This window comes from Xanthomonas sp. GPE 39 (assembly GCF_000963005.1).
Classification (GTDB): domain Bacteria; phylum Pseudomonadota; class Gammaproteobacteria; order Xanthomonadales; family Xanthomonadaceae; genus Xanthomonas_A.
In genome coordinates, this window is sequence record NZ_JZHZ01000007.1 from 2,753,240 (window position 1) to 2,769,219 (window position 15,980).

The following is a 15,980-nucleotide window of genomic DNA, read 5'->3' on the forward strand; positions in this document are numbered from 1 at the left end:
CACCGCTGCGATCCGGATGGGATATCCACCCTCGCTTGTCGTTGGAGTCCGCAATGCCATCCCGCTTTCCCTGCCTATTGTCCCTCACCATCGCCGCCGCCTTGAGCCTATCGCTGACGGCAACGGCGGAGGCGGCCAAGAAAAAAACCGCTAAACAGCACACCACGCAAACCAAGTCCAAAACCAACAAGACGCACAAGGCGCGCGCAGTGACGCATGCCCCGGCTCCGGTAGCACTCACCAATGCCCAGCGACTGAATCGCCTGTACGACGACTACTGGGAAGCCTCGCTCAAACAAAACCCTCTACAGGCGACATTCCAGGGCGACAGTCGCTACAACGACCAATTACCTAACTTCCTCTCGGCGGCCTTCCGCCAGCAATCGCACGACTTCACCGTGGAGTGGTTGAGCAAAGCCGAGGCAATCGGCAAAGACGGACTCAGCGGGCAGGACCTGCTCAGCTACGAGATCTTCGTCAGCGACGCGCGCAACGCGCTGGAGGCAGAGAAATATCCGAGCTGGATGCAGCCGGTGAACCAGTTCTACAACGTCGGCAGCATCATGGCGATGCTCGGTTCCGGTAGCGGCGCGCAACCCTTCCATACGGTCAAGGATTACGACAACTGGTCGCGACGCGCACTCGGCATCCCGACACTGTTCAACCAGGCCATCGCCAACATGCGCGAAGGCATGCAGGCGGGCGTCGTGCAGCCACGCGCGCTGATGGAGAAAGTCCTGCCGCAATTGGATGCGGTCATCAAGCCCAGCGCCGAGGAGAGCCTGTTCTGGGGGCCGGTGCGCAATCTGCCAGCGGACATCCCGGAAGCCGATAAACAGCGCATCGCCGCCGAGTACAAGCGCATGATCGAGTATCGGATCATGCCCGCTTATCGCGCCCTGCGCGGCTTCATCGCCACGCAATACCTGCCAGCCACGCGCAGCAGTGCCGGCATCGGCGCGCTGCCCAATGGCGAAGCATGGTATGCCCACGATGTGCGCCAGAGCACCACCACCGATCTGACCCCGGCGCAGATCCATCAGATCGGCCTGGACGAGGTGGCACGCCTCCAGGGCCAGATCCAGATGGTGATGAAGCAGGTCCGTTTCCGTGGTTCGATGCAGAAGTTCTTCAAATCCATGCAGAACGACAAACGTTTCACTTTCAAGAGCGAAAACGAACTGCTGGACTATTACCGCAACCTGCAAAACAAGGTGAATGCGGCGATTCCACCGATGTTCACGCTCATGCCGAAGGCCAGACTGGAAATCCGCCCGATGGAACCGAATCGAGCGCAATCCACCGCTGGCAATTCGTATATGCCGCCCAGCGAGGACGGCCACCAACCCGGTATTTTCTACGTCAACACGTCCGACCTAACCAATCGCAAGAGCTGGGATGCAGAGAACCGGTATCTGCACGAGGCCATCCCCGGCAACCACTTGCAACTGGGCCTGCAGCAGGAACTGACGAATCTGCCCAGGTTCCGCCGTTTCGGCGGCGAGGCCTCCTTCATCGAAGGCTGGGGCATGTACGCAGAATCCTTGGGCAAAGACCTGGATCTGTATCAGGACCCTTACGACTATTTCGGTTATCTGCATGATGAGTTATGGCGCGCGATCCGACTGGTGGTGGATACCGGTCTGCACAGCCAGGGCTGGACCCGCGAGCAGGCGATCGCCTACATATTGGATAACTCGGCCATCAGCCGCACCGACGCAGAAGCCGAGACCGAGCGCTACATGGCGCTTCCCGGGCATGCGCTGTCCTACAAGATCGGCGAGATAAAGATCATGCAACTACGCGACAACGCACGCGCGCAGTTGGGAAGCAAGTTCGATATTCGCCAATTCCACGCCGAACTCCTGAAAGATGGCTCGATGCCACTGAACGTACTACAGGAAAAGATGGAGCGCTGGGTGGCGAGCAAGAAAAACTGAACGCCACTCGGAACAAGAACCGCTTAAGCCGTAGAACGACTCAACCGTGCGGCATCGCCAGGCGCCGCGCCAACTGCGCGATCTGCTGCGGCGTGGTGCGGCAACAGCCGCCGATCAAACGCGCACCGGCCTGGCGCCAGCGATCCACCTGCTCCAGTAGAGTGCATGCGGCAGTCGCATCGGCACTCCAGCGTTTGTCACTGGCGTCGTAGCGTTCGCCCGAATTCGGATACACCACCAACGGCAACCGCGTCAGCGTGGACAGATGCTCCAGCGCCGCAGTGGCGAGCGCCGGTGCGATGCAATTGACGCCCAGCGCAACGACCTGCGGATGCCCGTCGAGCAAAGCCACGGTCTGGCGCAACGCGGTGCCATCGCTCAAATGGGTGGCATCGCGCAACGTGCAGGCGAACCAAGCAACACTCTGCGGAAATTGCTCCAGCAACGCCAGCAAGACGGCGATCTCGGCCTGCGATGGCTGCGTTTCGAACGCCAGCAGGTCTACTCCCGCAGCCACCAGCGCGGCGATGCGCGGATGGTGGAAATCGCGCAGGTGCGCAGAGTCGACAACATAATCCCCGCGATATTCCGAGCCATCGCCCAGATACGCGCCATACGGCCCGACCGAACCGGCAACCAGTAACGGGCCGGCCTGCGGATGCGCGGCGCGGTAATCCTGCCGCGCTTGCTGCGCGAGTTCCACGCTGCGCGCGATCAATCGCTGCGCCTGCAGCGGATCGATGCCACGCGCAGCAAACCCCAGTGTGGTGGCCTGATAGCTCGCAGTGATCGCGCACTGCGCGCCGGCAAGGAAATAGTCCAGGTGTACTTGGCGAATACGTTCCGGCTGCTCCAGCAGCACCTTCGCCGACCACAACGGATCGTCGAGATCGCAACCACAGCACTCCAGTTCAGTGGCCAACGCGCCATCGAGTACGATGCACTGGTCCTGCGCCAACAGCGTGGCCAATGGATTGTGCGGCATGGGCATGTCCTCGCGCGATAGCTGTCAGTGCAGTGTCGCAGATTGCACCGGGCCAGTCGCGCCGCTGCCATAGGCGCGGCGCGCATCCAACGCATACGCCACCCCGAACATGCCGCAGTGCGGATTTCCAATACCCGGGACGCAGAGATACATTCTCAGCGTGGCCGGCATGGTGTCAGCCACTGCGCAGATCCCTGGGAGGGGCCCATGTCGACCATCTTCAAGACCCTGATATTGACTTTGGTACTGAGCATCGCGCTATCCGTCGCACACGCCGCCGACACCTCGCCCGTCGGTCGCTGGCAGACCATCGACGACACAACCGGCAAACCCAAGTCAATCGTACAAATCACACAAACGGCCGATGGCACGCTGAGCGGCAAGGTGAGCGAAATCCTGCAATCGGACCGTGGCCCGAACCCCATGTGCAACGCGTGCGAGGGCGAACGCAAGGACCAGCCGATCAAGGGCATGACCATCCTGTGGGGACTCAAGCCCGACGGCACGGCAGTGTGGGACGGCGGCTCCATCCTGGACCCGGTCAAGGGCAAAATCTACAAAGCCAAGATCACCCTGAGCAAGGACGGCAAGCAGTTGCAGATGCGCGGCTACATCGGCATCGAGGTATTGGGTCGCACGCAGACCTGGATCAGGCAATGACGCCGCGACACGGCTGAGCCGCAAGCGCGCACGGACACGCCAGCACACCCACGCATCCCCTCGAAGGCGCCCGCACAGGCGCCTTTTTTGGCTGTTCGGAGCGTCGGACTGTGACGCTTGTGCATCGTGGCTCTGCAAACCCGACATCCCAGCGTGCATGCAATAATCGCCCTCCCCCAAATCGCCGGCCGCCATGACCCGCACCGCTCTCGTCACCACCGCTCTGCCCTATGCCAACGGACCGTTGCATCTGGGGCATCTGGTCGGCTACATCCAGGCCGACATCTGGGTGCGTGCGCGGCGATTGCACGGCGACCGCGCCTGGTTCGTCTGTGCCGATGACACCCACGGCACGCCGATCATGCTGGCGGCGGAAAAAGCCGGGGTGACTCCGGAAGATTTCATCGCCAGCATCCAGGCCAGCCACGAACGCGATTTCGCCGCGTTCGGCGTCGCCTTTGACCACTACGACTCGACCAACTCCGCAGCCAACCGCGCCCTGACCGAAGCGTTCTACGCCCGCCTCGACGCTGGCGGCCATATCGCACGACGCTCCATCGCCCAGTTTTACGACCCGGCCAAGGGCATGTTCCTGCCCGACCGCTACATCAAGGGCATCTGCCCAAACTGCGGCAGTGCCGACCAATACGGCGACAACTGCGAGGTCTGCGGCGCCACCTATGCGCCGACCGAACTCAAGGAACCGAAGTCGGTGATCTCCGGGACCACGCCGGAGCTGCGCGACTCGGAGCACTTTTTCTTCGAAGTCGGCCGCTTTGACAGCTTCCTGCGCGACTGGCTGGCCGGCGATGTCGCCCTGCCCGGCGTCAAGGCCAAGCTGATGGAATGGCTGGACAGCGAAGGCGGCCTGCGTGCTTGGGACATCTCGCGCGATGCGCCGTACTTCGGCTTCCAGATCCCTGGGCAGCCAGGCAAATATTTCTATGTGTGGCTGGATGCGCCGATCGGCTACCTGAGCAGCTTCCAGACCCTGTGCGCACGCCTGGGCGAGTCGTTCGAAGCGCACCTCGCCGCTGGCAGCAGCACCGAACTGCACCATTTCATCGGCAAGGACATCGTCAACTTCCATGGCTTGTTCTGGCCGGCGGTGCTACACGGCACCGGCCACCGCGCACCAACCCGGCTGCACGTCAACGGCTACCTGACCGTCGATGGCGCCAAAATGTCCAAGTCGCGCGGCACCTTCGTCATGGCCCGCACCTACCTCGATGCGGGCCTGGAACCGGAAGCGCTACGCTACTACTTCGCCGCCAAATCCTCCGGTGGCGTCGACGACCTCGACCTGAACCTCAGCGACTTCGTGGCGCGGGTCAATGCCGATCTGGTCGGCAAGTTCGTCAACCTGGCCAGCCGCTGCGCTGGCTTCATCGACAAGCGCTTCGGCGGCACGCTCGCCGACACGCTGCCCGATCCAGCGCAATACGCTCGCTTCCTCGCCGCATTGACGCCAATCCGCGAGGCGTATGCGCGCAACGACCCGGCCAGTGCCATCCGCCAGACGATGGCGCTGGCCGACGAAGCCAACAAATACATCGACGAACACAAGCCGTGGGTGCTGGCCAAGCAGGACGGCGCCGACGCCTCGCTGCAAGCGGTGTGTACCCAGGGCTTGAACCTGTTCCGGGTACTGGCCGCCGCACTCAAGCCGGTGTTGCCACGCACGTGCGCCGAGGCCGAGGCGTTCCTGGTCGCGCCGTTGGGCACCTGGGACGCACTGCAGGCGCCGCTGCTGGCACACGCGATCCAGCCTTACACCCCCCTGTTCACCCGAATCGACCCCCGCCTGATCGACACCATGACCGACGCCTCCAAGGACACCTTCGCCCCTACCGCTAACGCAACGACACCCGTCGCCAAGCCAACCGCGCCTGTCGTGCCGAACACCGCAGCCGTCAGCCAAGCGACCGGCCCCGCAATTATCGGCATGGACGATTTCGCCAAGCTCGACCTGCGGATCGGCAAAGTGCTGGCCTGCGAATGCGTCGAGGGCTCGGACAAGCTGCTGCGCTTCGAACTGGATGCCGGCGCACTGGGCAAGCGGCAGATTTTCTCCGGTATCCGCGCCAGCTACGCCGAACCAGACAAACTGGTTGGCCGCAACGTGGTCTTCATCGCCAACCTGGCACCGCGCAAGATGCGCTTCGGCATCAGCGAAGGCATGATCCTCTCGGCCGGCTTCGATGGCGGCGCGCTGGCCTTGCTCGACGCCGACAGCGGTGCACAGCCGGGCATGCCGGTGCGCTGAGCATCACACCGATGCCGGCGGCGGCGCACATCGGCGTCGCCGCGCTCGTCCATCCGCCCCTGCCCGTGTCGCTCCCGCATCGCAGATGACCACACCCAGCGCACTGGCCCTGTTCGACTTCGACCACACGGTCACCAACGGCGACAGCTACTCGGGCTTCCTGCGCCGCGTCGCCACACCCGCGCAGCAGGCCAGCGCGCGTTGGACGATCGGACCATGGTTGATCGGCTACCGGCTCGGCCTGGTCTCGCCCGTGGCGATGCGCGAACGGGCCACCCGTCTGGTGTTCGCCGGGCGCGCCGCCGAGGAGATCGCGACACAGGCGGCGGACTACGCGCAGCAGGCGCTGCCGCCGCTGTTGCGAGCGCAGATGATGCAACGCATCGACTGGCATCACAGACAAGGCCACCACGTCGTGCTGGTCTCCGCATCGCTGGACCTATATCTGCGGCCATGGTGCGCGCAACATAGACTGGCACTGATCTGCAACCGCCTGGAAGCGTGCGATGGTCGCCTGACCGGGCGCTACGCCGACGGCGACTGTGGCCCGCACAAGGCCGCACTGGTCCGCGCGCGCTACACCCTGTCCGCCTATCCACGCATCTATGCCTACGGCGATAGCCGCGAAGACCGACCGATGCTGGCATTGGCGCACGAGCGCTGGTATCGCGGCCGCCGCATCGCTTGATGCCATAGCCCTTGGACACAGCGTTAGCCGTTCGCCCCATTCGATTGCCACGCACGCCACCTCATCCCATCGCGGACAGCCATCGAGGCCGCGATCAAGACCCGCGCAGATCGCGCCTGACAGCGACGGCGAGCGGGTTACACTAGCCTTGCCCATCCCGGTAAGACCATGCTGGGGCGTCGTCCTTGTGCGCTCCACCCGACGCCCTGCATCGGGCACCCTCTTCCGCCATGCCTCCCGCCCAAGACGCCCTGCTCGAACGCCTGGACCGCTTGCTGCCACAGACCCAATGCGGCCAGTGCGGCTTCGATGGCTGCCGCCCCTACGCCGAGGCGATGGCGCGTGGCGCGGCGCAGGTGGACCGTTGCCCGCCCGGCGGCGACGCCGGTGCGCGGGCGCTGGCACGGGTACTCGGCACTCCCGCGCTGCCCTATGACCGTCGCCGCGGCACCCACACACCGCCGCAAGTGGCGCTGGTGATCGAGGCCGACTGCATCGGCTGCACCAAATGCATCCAAGCCTGCCCGGTGGACGCCATCGTCGGCGGCGCCAAACACATGCATACGGTGCTGGCACCGCTGTGCACGGGCTGCGCACTGTGCCTGCCGGCCTGTCCGGTGGACTGCATCGTACTGCGCTGAACACCCCCCGTGAGCCGCACGGCCGGCCTGCGCATCCGGATCGGTGGCCGCCGCGTATGTCCTAGTGTCATCCCAACGGAGCGCCGTCCATGCAAGCGTCAAGCGTTTCCTTCAGGTCTGTCCATCCACATCATGCGTTCTACCTGGCCCTGAGCCTGGCCGTGTGCGCCCTGGTCGCCGCCGCACCGGCACGGGCGATGCTGCACTACGAAGGCCAGGCCTACGCCGCAGACGGCAAACAACTGCTGTACCGCGAGAGCCACTGGGTGCGTGAAAACGGTGCGCGACTGGTGCTGTACCAGTGCCCCAACGGCGCTGCATTCGCACGCAAGCGCGTGGCCGATGGCGGCATTGCCCCAGATTTCGAACTGGTGGACGCACGCAGCGGCTATCGCGAAGGGGTCCGCAGCACCGGCAACGGCCGCGAGATGTTCAGCCAGATCAAGGGACAGGCCGAGCACCACGCGGCGCTATCTTCCAGCGCCGACGCCCCGCTGGTGATCGACGCCGGGTTCGACGCCTATGTGCGCCAGCACTGGGATGCCTTGGCCGGCGGCAAGCCGGAGCGCATCACCTTCGCGCTGCCGAGCAGTCAGCGCACGCTGCAATTTCAGATCACCCCCGGCACCGCCGACGCCAACGTGCAGCATTACACCCTGGGCCTGGCAGCCTGGTATGGCGGGCTGCTGCCCGACATCAACGTCGCCTACGCGCGCCAGGAGCGGCACCTGCTCGAATTCAGCGGTGTCGGCAACATCCGCGATGCGCGCGGCCACTACCCGCAGGTCCGCATCACCTTCCCTGATCGCCTCCGCGGCCAAGCCGACGCAGCCTCCTGGGACCAAGCGCTGCAACAACCTCTGGTCGCACAGTGCAACGCACACTGACCCGGACCGCCGCCGCGTTCACGGCAACCTCCGCTGCGAAGGCGACAACCATGCCACCGCATCGCCCACCCATCGCTGAGAATTCCCTATGGCAAAAGCCTACCTGTGGTTCAACGCCGCGCTCTACGCACTGCTGGCCCTCTGGTGCACCGTCCTTCCAGCGTCAACCGCAGTGGCGGTGGGCTATGTGGGCCTGGACCGCTCCGGCCAGTCCGAATACCTGGTCATCTACGGCGGCCTACAGTGGGGAATGGCCTTCCTGTTCGGCTACTTCGCCCGCAGCGGACAACTGCGCAACGGCCTGCTATTGGCCTTGGCGTTCTATGTGCCAATCGTGCTGTACCGCAGCGCCAGCCTGCTGCGGCTGTGGCCGGTCGGCACAACCACCACCGGCCTGGCCGCGTTCGAGATCCTGCTCCTGCTCGCCGCAGTCGCGCTCTGGCGTCGGCAGCGCGCATGAGCGACGCACACGTCGAAAGCCTGTAGCATCGCGGCAACATTCGCCACCGTTGGCCCGCATGATCGAAACGCCCGATCACGACGAAGCAGGACAATTGTTGCTGGCCACCGCGGCCGGCGACAGTACTGCATTCGAACGTCTGTACCGCACCACTTCGTCGCGTTTGTTCGGCGTGTGCCTGCGCATCGTGCCGCAACGCGCCGAGGCGGAGGACGTACTGCAGGAGGTGTTCTCCGCCGTCTGGCGCAAAGCAACCCAGTTCGATCCGCAGCGGGCACGCGGCCTGACCTGGCTCACCATGATCGCCCGTAATAAGGCCATCGACTACCTGCGCGCACGAGCGCCGGCGCGGCAGTCGGTGGCACTTGAGGAGGCCGGCGAGCTCCCCGAGGACGGCCGCGACCCGCTGGCCGAAACCGAATGGCGCGTGGCTGGGCGGCGCCTGGACCTGTGCATGGGCGAACTAGAGCCACCGCGCGGCGAACTGATCCGCACCGCATTCTTCGAAGGCATCACTTACGAAGAACTGGCCAATCGCAGCGGCACCCCACTCGGGACAGTCAAGAGCTGGATCAGGCGCAGCCTGGCGAAACTGAAAGCGTGCCTGGAACAATGAACACCTCCCTGTCCGATCCGCAAGAAACCCTGCCCCCGCGCGACGTACTGGCCGGCGAATACGTGCTGGGCGTGCTCGACGCGCAGGAACGCCGCGCCGCCGAACAGCGCATCGATAGCGACCACGCCTTCGCCACTGCCGTGGCGCAGTGGCAACAGCACCTGATGCCACTGGCCGACGAAATCGCCCCGGTTGCGGTTCCAGAGCGCGTGTGGGTGCGCATCAGCGCCTCGCTGCACCTGGATGCGCCAGCGCCGCGCACACGCGCTGCCACCGCCAGTGTGTGGGATAACGTGCGCACCTGGCGCTGGCTCAGTGCCGGCGGCTTCGCCACCGCCGCCGCCTGCCTGTTCGCCTTGATCCTGGCGCGCGGGCCGCTGCCGCCACAGCACCAGACGGCACCGCCTGTCGCGACAACAGCACGGACCAACGCCAGCGACATTGCGATGACCTCCACGCTGATGCAGGACAACGGCAAGCCCGGTTACGTGGTGCTGATGGACGCGGACAAGCGACGCATCACCATGACCCCACTGGCCGGCGCCCACACTCACGGACGCGTGCCGGAGTTGTGGCTGATTCCAGCCGACGGCAAGGCCCGCTCGATGGGCGTGTTCGACGATATGCAGGCCCGTGTGGCACACATCCCGGAAAAACTGATGCCCTTGCTCAGGGAAGGAGCCTTGCTGGCGGTGACCATGGAACCGCCCGGCGGGGCGCCACACGGCGTCGCCACCGGCCCGGTGGTCGCCAAGGGCGGCATCAGCAGCCTGCGTCTGGTCCCTTAAACGGCATCGCACGTCGCCGCGACGGTGCCGAGTCGCACAATCCACGTCTACGATTTCACTGTCCGAGCAAGGAAGCCTCGCCTTGGTGCAGATGTGACCATCGCAGTAGCATACTCACGCACCGCCCCCTGTTCAGGCAGCATCCTCGCCACTGTCGGCCGCTGCCTTCGTCTACTAGATGCTGTCGATCGACCGTCGTGGAAGGCACAGGCCCATGCGACAGTCAACATAGACACCCCTGCAGACCAAGTCACGCAGGTGCATCCGTTCTATCGTTTCGGTCGTATTTTTATCCCGAGTCCCTTATGAGATGCCCTTGTGCCGAGATCCTTTGCCGAGCATCCACCCACCTCGACTGTCGCGTCGCGGCGTAACCACGTGCTGCGCACGCTACGCCAGTGGTTCGACAGCAATGCGCAGGTCGAGTTGGATCCGGCCCGCGCCGACCGCATCGACTGGCTGCGCGCGGCCCCCTACATCGGCCTGCACCTGGCCTGCCTGAGCGTATTCTGGGTCGGCGTGTCCGGATGCGCGGTGGGTGTGGCGCTGGCCCTGTACGCGGTGCGCATGTTCGCCCTCACCGGCTTCTACCACCGCTATTTCGCCCATCGTGCGTTCAAGACCTCGCGCGCAGTGCAGTTCTTGTTCGCCGCGCTCGGCGCCACTTGCGTACAACGCGGGCCACTGTGGTGGGCAGCGCATCATCGCAATCACCATCGCCACACCGACACCGCGGCCGATCCGCACTCCCCGCGTCAGCATGGGTTCTGGTGGAGCCATAGTGGCTGGTTCCTGACCCCACGCGGTTTCCGCACCGACTGGGAAGCGATTCCCGACTTGCGCCGCTTCCCGGAACTCCGTTTCCTCGACCGCTTCGACCTCGTGCTGCCGGTGCTGCTGGCACTGGCACTGTTTGCGCTCGGCCAATGGCTGCATGGGCATGTGCCGCAACTCGGCACCGACGGCCCGCAGTTGCTGGTGTGGGGCTTTTTCGTCTCCACTGTGGCCTTGTTCCATGCGACCTTCACCATCAACTCGCTGGCGCACCGCTTCGGCAGCCGCCGTTTCGACACCAACGACGACAGCCGCAACAATCTCTGGCTGGCGCTGCTGACCTTCGGCGAGGGTTGGCACAACAACCACCACCATTTCCCCGGTGCGGCGCGCCAAGGCTTCCGCTGGTGGGAAGTGGATGCCACCTGGTACGGCCTGAAGGCCATGGCGTGGATCGGCCTGATCCGCGAACTCAAGCCGGTACCGACGGGGCTGCTGCGCGCGAAGGAACGGGCACAATGAGCAACATCGCGGTGGTGGGCTCGGGGATCGCCGGCCTCGGCGCGGCGTGGCTGTTGTCCCAGCGCCACGAGGTGACGTTGTACGAAGCCGCCGACTACCTCGGCGGACACACCCATACCCATGCCATCACGCTGGACGGCGTGGAATACGCGGTGGACAGCGGCTTCATCGTATTCAATCCACAGCATTATCCGCTGCTGAGCACGTTGTTCGCGCAACTGGGCGTGGCGTCGCAACCGACGACCATGAGCTTCTCGGTACACGAAGCGCGCACCGGCCTGGAATACAACGCCGGCACGCTCGACGGTCTGTTCTGCCAGCGTCGCAACCTGCTCTCGCCGCGGTTCTGGCGCATGCTGCGCGATCTGCGCAGGTTCTACCAGCACGCACCGCAGGTTCTGCACGACCCCACGCTGGCGCAACTCACCTTGGGCGAGTTCCTGCAATGCCACGGCTATTGCGACGTATTCCGCGACGCACACCTGGTGCCGATGGCCTCGGCGCTGTGGTCTTCGCCATCGCGGCAGATCCTCGACTTCCCCATGCGCCAGTTGATTGGCTTCATGGCCAATCACCACATGCTGCAATTCAGCGGCCGCCCGCAATGGCAGGTGGTGCGCGGCGGTTCCAACACCTACGTGCGTGCGCTGCGCAAACGCTGGCGGGTACGCGAGCGTATCGCCACACCGGTGCGCGCAGTGCAGCGGTTGGCAGCGGGCATTTCCGTGCAGACCGATGCAGACACCGAGCACTACGATGCGGTGGTACTGGCCTGCCATGCCGACGACGCATTGCGCCTGCTGGCCGACCCCAGCACCGCCGAAACCGACATCCTCGGCGCACTCCATTACCAGGACAACGAGACCGTCCTGCACACCGACGCAAGCGTTCTGCCACGCAATCCACGCGCCTGGGCCGCCTGGAACGCGCACGTGCCCGCCGATCCGGATGCGCCGTGCACGGTCAGCTACTGGATGAACGCACTGCAGTCGATCGAAGCGCCGCAGCCATTCATCGTCAGCCTCAACTGCAACGACGCGATCGATCCGGCCAAGATTCTCAGACGCATGCGCTACCGGCATCCGCTGCAAACGCCTGGATCGGTCGCGGCGCAGGCGCGCAAGGGCGAGATCCAAGGCCAGAACAACACCTGGTTCGCCGGTGCCGGCTGGGGTTTCGGTTTCCACGAAGATGGCCTGCGCAGCGCTGTCGAGGTCGCCAACGCGCTCGGGATCTCATGGCCATGACTACGCTAACGCGTGCTTCCGTGTCCGCCCCGCCGGCTGGCGCCGTCTCGACAACGCCGGCGGTGGCGGTCACGACCCACACCGGCTTGCACAGCGCGATATACACCGGCTGGGTGCGGCACCGACGGTATGCACCCAAGGCACTGGCGTTCCGCTATCCGCTGTTCCTGATGTATCTGGACCTGGGCGAACTAGACCAGGTTTTTACACGGCGCTGGCTGTGGTCGGTAGGCCGCCGCAATCTAGCCGAATTCCGCCGCAGCGATTATCTCGGCGACCCGGCACAACCCCTGGACGAAGCGGTCCGCGACCGCGTGCAACAGGACACCGGCGAACGACCACTCGGCTCGGTGCGCATGCTCACCCACCTGCGCTACTTCGGCCACTGCTTCAATCCGGTCACGTTCTACTATTGCCACGATGCGCAGCAGCGCCTGCACAGCATCGTCGCCGAGATCACCAACACACCATGGCGACAACGCCATACCTACGTGCTGCCACTGACCCAAGCGCATCACCACGGCAGCGTGCATGCCTGGCGCTTCGACAAACGCTTCCACGTTTCGCCGTTCATGGCGATGGCGCACACCTATGCCTGGCGCTTCAGTGAGCCAGGGCAAGCACTGCGCGTACACATGGACGTGCTCGATCCAACGCCCACAGCGCGGCGCTTCGATGCCACCTTGGTATTGCAGCGGCGCGAGATCGACGGCACCAACCTGGCGCGGGCATTACTGCGCTATCCGGCAATGACCCTGCAGGTGCTGGCCAAGATCCACTGGCAGGCACTGCGGCTATGGCTGCGCGGCAATCCAGTGCATGACCATCCCGACCTTTCCACTCAGCGAGAACGCCAATGAACGCTCCGCACGCATCCTCTTCCGCCAACACGCTGATGGCCGCCACGCCACCGCTACGCGGTTTTGATCGGTTCCTGCGACAGCGCCTGCTGGCTACGCTGGACGGCCTGCGCGACGGTCAACTGCGCATCGAGGATGCCGGCACGCTCACCACCCTCGGCGATGCTGGCCGCGCCACACCGGAGAGCTTGCACGCGCATCTGCGCATCCGCGACCCACGCTTCTACCGCCAGGCCGCACTGAACGGCAGTGTCGGCGTCGGCGAAGCCTATATGGACGGGCTGTGGGACTGCGACGATCTGGTCGCACTGGTCCGCCTGCTGGTGCGCAACCGCGACCGCCTGGATGCGATGGAGACCGGCCTGGCCCGATTCGGCGGCATGGCCATGCGCGGTCTACATGCGCTCGCGCGCAACACCCGTGCCGGCAGCCGTCGCAACATCGCCGCGCACTACGATCTTGGCAATCGGTTGTTCGAGTTGTTCCTCGACAAAAACCTGATGTACTCCTCGGCGCTGTTCCGCGACAGCGATGCCGCCCTCGGCGAAGCCGCACTGGAACGCGCCGCCGAGCGCAAGCTGCAGCGCATTTGCGCCAAACTGGACCTGCAACCGCATCACCACGTGATCGAGATCGGCACCGGCTGGGGCGGATTCGCGCTGCATGCGGCCAAGCACCACGGCTGCCGCGTCACCACCACCACCATTTCGCGCGAACAGTACGCCCTGGCGCGGCAACGCGTGGAGGCCGCCGGGCTGTCGGACCGCATCGAAGTGCTATTGCGCGATTACCGCGACCTCGACGGGCACTACGACCGACTGGTGTCGATCGAAATGATCGAGGCGATCGGCCATCAGTACTTGGACACTTACTTCGGCAAGGTCGGCGCACTGCTCAAGGACGACGGTCAGGCGCTGATCCAAGCAATCACCATCGAAGACCACCGCTACGCGCAGGCGCTGAAGTCGGTGGATTTCATCAAACGCTACATTTTCCCGGGCAGTTTCATCCCCTCGGTGGCAGCGATGACCGGCGCGGTCGCGCGCGCCAGCGACCTGCGCTTGTTCAACCTGGAAGACATCGGCCCCAGTTATGCACTGACCCTACGCGCCTGGCGCGAGCGCTTCATGGCCAAGTTGCCGCAAGTGCGTGCGCTCGGCTACGACGAGCGCTTCATCCGCATGTGGGAGTTCTATCTGGCGTACTGCGAGGGTGGCTTCTTGGAACGCTCCATCGGCGACGTGCACCTGTGGCTGAGCAAGCCGCTGGCGCGTCCGGCGCAGTTCGCACCGGCATTGGCGGGCGAGGAATGAACAATCTGGTCAACTACCTTGCCCTGCAAGGGCTGTGGTTGGCCGCAGTGGCCGGTGCCAGCCGTGGCATGTACTGGGCTGGCCCAGCCGCGTTGGCGTTGTTCGCGCTGTACCAATTGCATCAGCGCCGCCGCGCGCACGGCGATGCGACGCTGATGGCACTGGCGCTACCGCTCGGTGCCAGCGTGGACGCGGTGTTGCGTGCCGGCGGCTGGGTCCGCTATAGCGCCGCGCCACCAGCGCCATGGCCGCCGCTGTGGATTCTGGCGCTGTGGGCCGGCTTCGCGTTGACGTTCAATCACTCGCTGGCCTGGGTCATGCGTCATCCCTGGCGCGCGGCGCTATTCGGCGCCACTTGTGGCCCACTGGGCTATGTGCTGGCGGCGCACGGCTGGCACGCAGTGACATTGGCACCACCACTGCCGCATGCGCTGTTGGCGCTGGCGCTGGGCTGGGCCATCGCACTGACGCTGTTGAGTCTGGCGACACGGCGTTTCGCAGCGAGCGCAGCGGCGGCAGGGCACATCGCAGGAGCGGCGCAATGAACGTCTGGCCACTGCTGCACGTAGGCGTATTCACCACACTGATCATGCTCGCCGGCTGGGCCTGGCAACGGCACAGCCGCAACGCTGGCGTAGTGGACGTGCTATGGGCGACATGCATGACGCTGGCAGCGGTGTATTGCGCCTGGCGCGCGGACGGCGCGGCGTTGCCACGCGTGCTGACGGCGGCGATGGGCGGTCTGTGGGGCGCACGTCTGGCCTGGTATCTGGGCGTACGTGTGTTCGGCGATCCGCACGAGGATGGCCGCTATCGTGCGCTGCGCGAACACTGGCAAGACGACCAGCGACTGTTCCTGGCATTCTTCCTCGGCCAAGCGCTGGTGGTGGTGGCATTCGCGGTACCGCTGTCGGTGGCCGCGCACAATCCGCAGCCACAGTGGAATGTATGGACCACGTTGGCACTGGCCACTTGGCTACTGGCGGTCGGTGGCGAAAGCCTGGCCGACCGGCAACTGGCCGCGTTCCGCGCCAATCCAGCGCACCGTGGCAAAACCTGCCGCCAGGGTCTGTGGCGCTACTCACGGCACCCCAACTACTTCTTCGAATTCGTGCACTGGTTCGCCTACGTCTTTCTGACGGTCGGCAGCGGTGCACTGTGGGTCGCGATAACCGCACTGGGGCCGCTGTTGATGTTCGGTTTCCTCTACCGCATCACCGGCATTCCCTACACCGAAATGCAGGCACTGCGTTCGCGCGGCCACGACTATGCCGATTACCAACGCAGCACCAGCGCCTTTTTCCCCTTGCCGCCGCGGCACTGAGTCCATTTC

Annotated in this window: 15 protein-coding genes and 1 pseudogene; 15 read left to right on the plus strand and 1 reads right to left on the minus strand. The window is 64.8% G+C overall.

Annotation, left to right across the window (positions count from 1 at the left end):
- Positions 1-53: 53 nt before the first annotated feature.
- Positions 54-1,940, plus strand: coding sequence for a DUF885 family protein (locus XALGPE39_RS11500; protein WP_045728303.1), 1,887 nt, complete (start codon positions 54-56; stop codon positions 1,938-1,940).
- A 40-nt stretch (positions 1,941-1,980) separates the two neighbouring features.
- Here XALGPE39_RS11500 and mmuM read toward each other — a convergent pair whose 3' ends face one another.
- Complete coding sequence (mmuM, locus tag XALGPE39_RS11505; protein ID WP_045728304.1) at positions 1,981-2,925, minus strand: homocysteine S-methyltransferase; 945 nt, start codon at positions 2,923-2,925, stop codon at positions 1,981-1,983.
- 207 nt (positions 2,926-3,132) lie between these two features.
- Here mmuM and XALGPE39_RS11510 point away from each other — a divergent pair, with 207 nt between their 5' ends.
- From XALGPE39_RS11510 to XALGPE39_RS11575, 14 genes and pseudogenes are all read left to right on the plus strand, one after another.
- Positions 3,133-3,585 (plus strand): DUF2147 domain-containing protein, encoded by a 453-nt coding sequence (locus tag XALGPE39_RS11510; protein WP_045728305.1) that lies wholly within the window; start codon positions 3,133-3,135, stop codon positions 3,583-3,585.
- Positions 3,586-3,778: 193 nt separating this feature from the next.
- Positions 3,779-5,851, plus strand: coding sequence for a methionine--tRNA ligase (gene metG / locus XALGPE39_RS11515; RefSeq protein ID WP_045728306.1), 2,073 nt, complete (start codon positions 3,779-3,781; stop codon positions 5,849-5,851).
- A gap of 85 nt (positions 5,852-5,936) precedes the next feature.
- Complete coding sequence (locus XALGPE39_RS11520) at positions 5,937-6,539, plus strand: HAD family hydrolase (protein WP_045728307.1); 603 nt, start codon at positions 5,937-5,939, stop codon at positions 6,537-6,539.
- A 230-nt stretch (positions 6,540-6,769) separates the two neighbouring features.
- The gene (gene rnfB, locus XALGPE39_RS11525) at positions 6,770-7,180 is read left to right on the plus strand and encodes an Rnf electron transport complex subunit RnfB (protein ID WP_045729168.1); all 411 of its coding nucleotides are present in this window, start codon (positions 6,770-6,772) and stop codon (positions 7,178-7,180) included.
- 89 nt (positions 7,181-7,269) lie between these two features.
- Positions 7,270-8,067 (plus strand): hypothetical protein, encoded by a 798-nt coding sequence (locus XALGPE39_RS11530; protein ID WP_045728308.1) that lies wholly within the window; start codon positions 7,270-7,272, stop codon positions 8,065-8,067.
- Between the two features lie 88 nt (positions 8,068-8,155).
- Positions 8,156-8,527, plus strand: coding sequence for a hypothetical protein (locus XALGPE39_RS11535; protein ID WP_045728309.1), 372 nt, complete (start codon positions 8,156-8,158; stop codon positions 8,525-8,527).
- A gap of 58 nt (positions 8,528-8,585) precedes the next feature.
- Complete coding sequence (locus XALGPE39_RS11540; protein ID WP_045728310.1) at positions 8,586-9,143, plus strand: sigma-70 family RNA polymerase sigma factor; 558 nt, start codon at positions 8,586-8,588, stop codon at positions 9,141-9,143.
- Entirely contained in the window at positions 9,140-9,931 is a 792-nt protein-coding gene (locus XALGPE39_RS11545) for an anti-sigma factor (protein WP_045728311.1), read from the plus strand. Before XALGPE39_RS11540 ends, XALGPE39_RS11545 begins: the two co-directional genes overlap by 4 nt.
- A 378-nt stretch (positions 9,932-10,309) precedes the next feature.
- Positions 10,310-11,227 (plus strand): acyl-CoA desaturase, encoded by a 918-nt coding sequence (locus tag XALGPE39_RS11550; protein ID WP_045728312.1) that lies wholly within the window; start codon positions 10,310-10,312, stop codon positions 11,225-11,227.
- Entirely contained in the window at positions 11,224-12,474 is a 1,251-nt protein-coding gene (locus XALGPE39_RS11555) for an FAD-dependent oxidoreductase (protein WP_045728313.1), read from the plus strand. The genes XALGPE39_RS11550 and XALGPE39_RS11555 overlap by 4 nt, the downstream gene beginning before the upstream one ends.
- An 86-nt stretch (positions 12,475-12,560) precedes the next feature.
- Positions 12,561-13,334 (plus strand): annotated as a pseudogene (locus XALGPE39_RS11560) (DUF1365 domain-containing protein); the annotation flags it as partial.
- A gap of 35 nt (positions 13,335-13,369) precedes the next feature.
- A complete protein-coding gene (locus tag XALGPE39_RS11565) occupies positions 13,370-14,647 on the plus strand; it encodes a cyclopropane-fatty-acyl-phospholipid synthase family protein (protein WP_045729170.1) in 1,278 nt (425 codons plus the stop codon).
- Positions 14,644-15,192: a DUF2878 domain-containing protein gene (locus XALGPE39_RS11570; RefSeq protein ID WP_045728314.1), complete on the plus strand. Its 549-nt coding sequence runs from the start codon at positions 14,644-14,646 to the stop codon at positions 15,190-15,192. Before XALGPE39_RS11565 ends, XALGPE39_RS11570 begins: the two co-directional genes overlap by 4 nt.
- The gene (locus tag XALGPE39_RS11575; RefSeq protein WP_045728315.1) at positions 15,189-15,971 is read left to right on the plus strand and encodes a DUF1295 domain-containing protein; all 783 of its coding nucleotides are present in this window, start codon (positions 15,189-15,191) and stop codon (positions 15,969-15,971) included. Before XALGPE39_RS11570 ends, XALGPE39_RS11575 begins: the two co-directional genes overlap by 4 nt.
- Positions 15,972-15,980: the final 9 nt, after the last annotated feature.

Coding starts and splice junctions, on each gene's coding strand:
- XALGPE39_RS11500 (WP_045728303.1), top strand. CDS start 54: ATGCCATCCCGCTTTCCCTGCCTATTGTCCCTCACCATCGCCGCCGCC.
- mmuM (WP_045728304.1), bottom strand. CDS start 2,925: ATGCCGCACAATCCATTGGCCACGCTGTTGGCGCAGGACCAGTGCATC.
- XALGPE39_RS11510 (WP_045728305.1), top strand. CDS start 3,133: ATGTCGACCATCTTCAAGACCCTGATATTGACTTTGGTACTGAGCATC.
- metG (WP_045728306.1), top strand. CDS start 3,779: ATGACCCGCACCGCTCTCGTCACCACCGCTCTGCCCTATGCCAACGGA.
- XALGPE39_RS11520 (WP_045728307.1), top strand. CDS start 5,937: ATGACCACACCCAGCGCACTGGCCCTGTTCGACTTCGACCACACGGTC.
- rnfB (WP_045729168.1), top strand. CDS start 6,770: ATGCCTCCCGCCCAAGACGCCCTGCTCGAACGCCTGGACCGCTTGCTG.
- XALGPE39_RS11530 (WP_045728308.1), top strand. CDS start 7,270: ATGCAAGCGTCAAGCGTTTCCTTCAGGTCTGTCCATCCACATCATGCG.
- XALGPE39_RS11535 (WP_045728309.1), top strand. CDS start 8,156: ATGGCAAAAGCCTACCTGTGGTTCAACGCCGCGCTCTACGCACTGCTG.
- XALGPE39_RS11540 (WP_045728310.1), top strand. CDS start 8,586: ATGATCGAAACGCCCGATCACGACGAAGCAGGACAATTGTTGCTGGCC.
- XALGPE39_RS11545 (WP_045728311.1), top strand. CDS start 9,140: ATGAACACCTCCCTGTCCGATCCGCAAGAAACCCTGCCCCCGCGCGAC.
- XALGPE39_RS11555 (WP_045728313.1), top strand. CDS start 11,224: ATGAGCAACATCGCGGTGGTGGGCTCGGGGATCGCCGGCCTCGGCGCG.
- XALGPE39_RS11565 (WP_045729170.1), top strand. CDS start 13,370: ATGGCCGCCACGCCACCGCTACGCGGTTTTGATCGGTTCCTGCGACAG.
- XALGPE39_RS11570 (WP_045728314.1), top strand. CDS start 14,644: ATGAACAATCTGGTCAACTACCTTGCCCTGCAAGGGCTGTGGTTGGCC.
- XALGPE39_RS11575 (WP_045728315.1), top strand. CDS start 15,189: ATGAACGTCTGGCCACTGCTGCACGTAGGCGTATTCACCACACTGATC.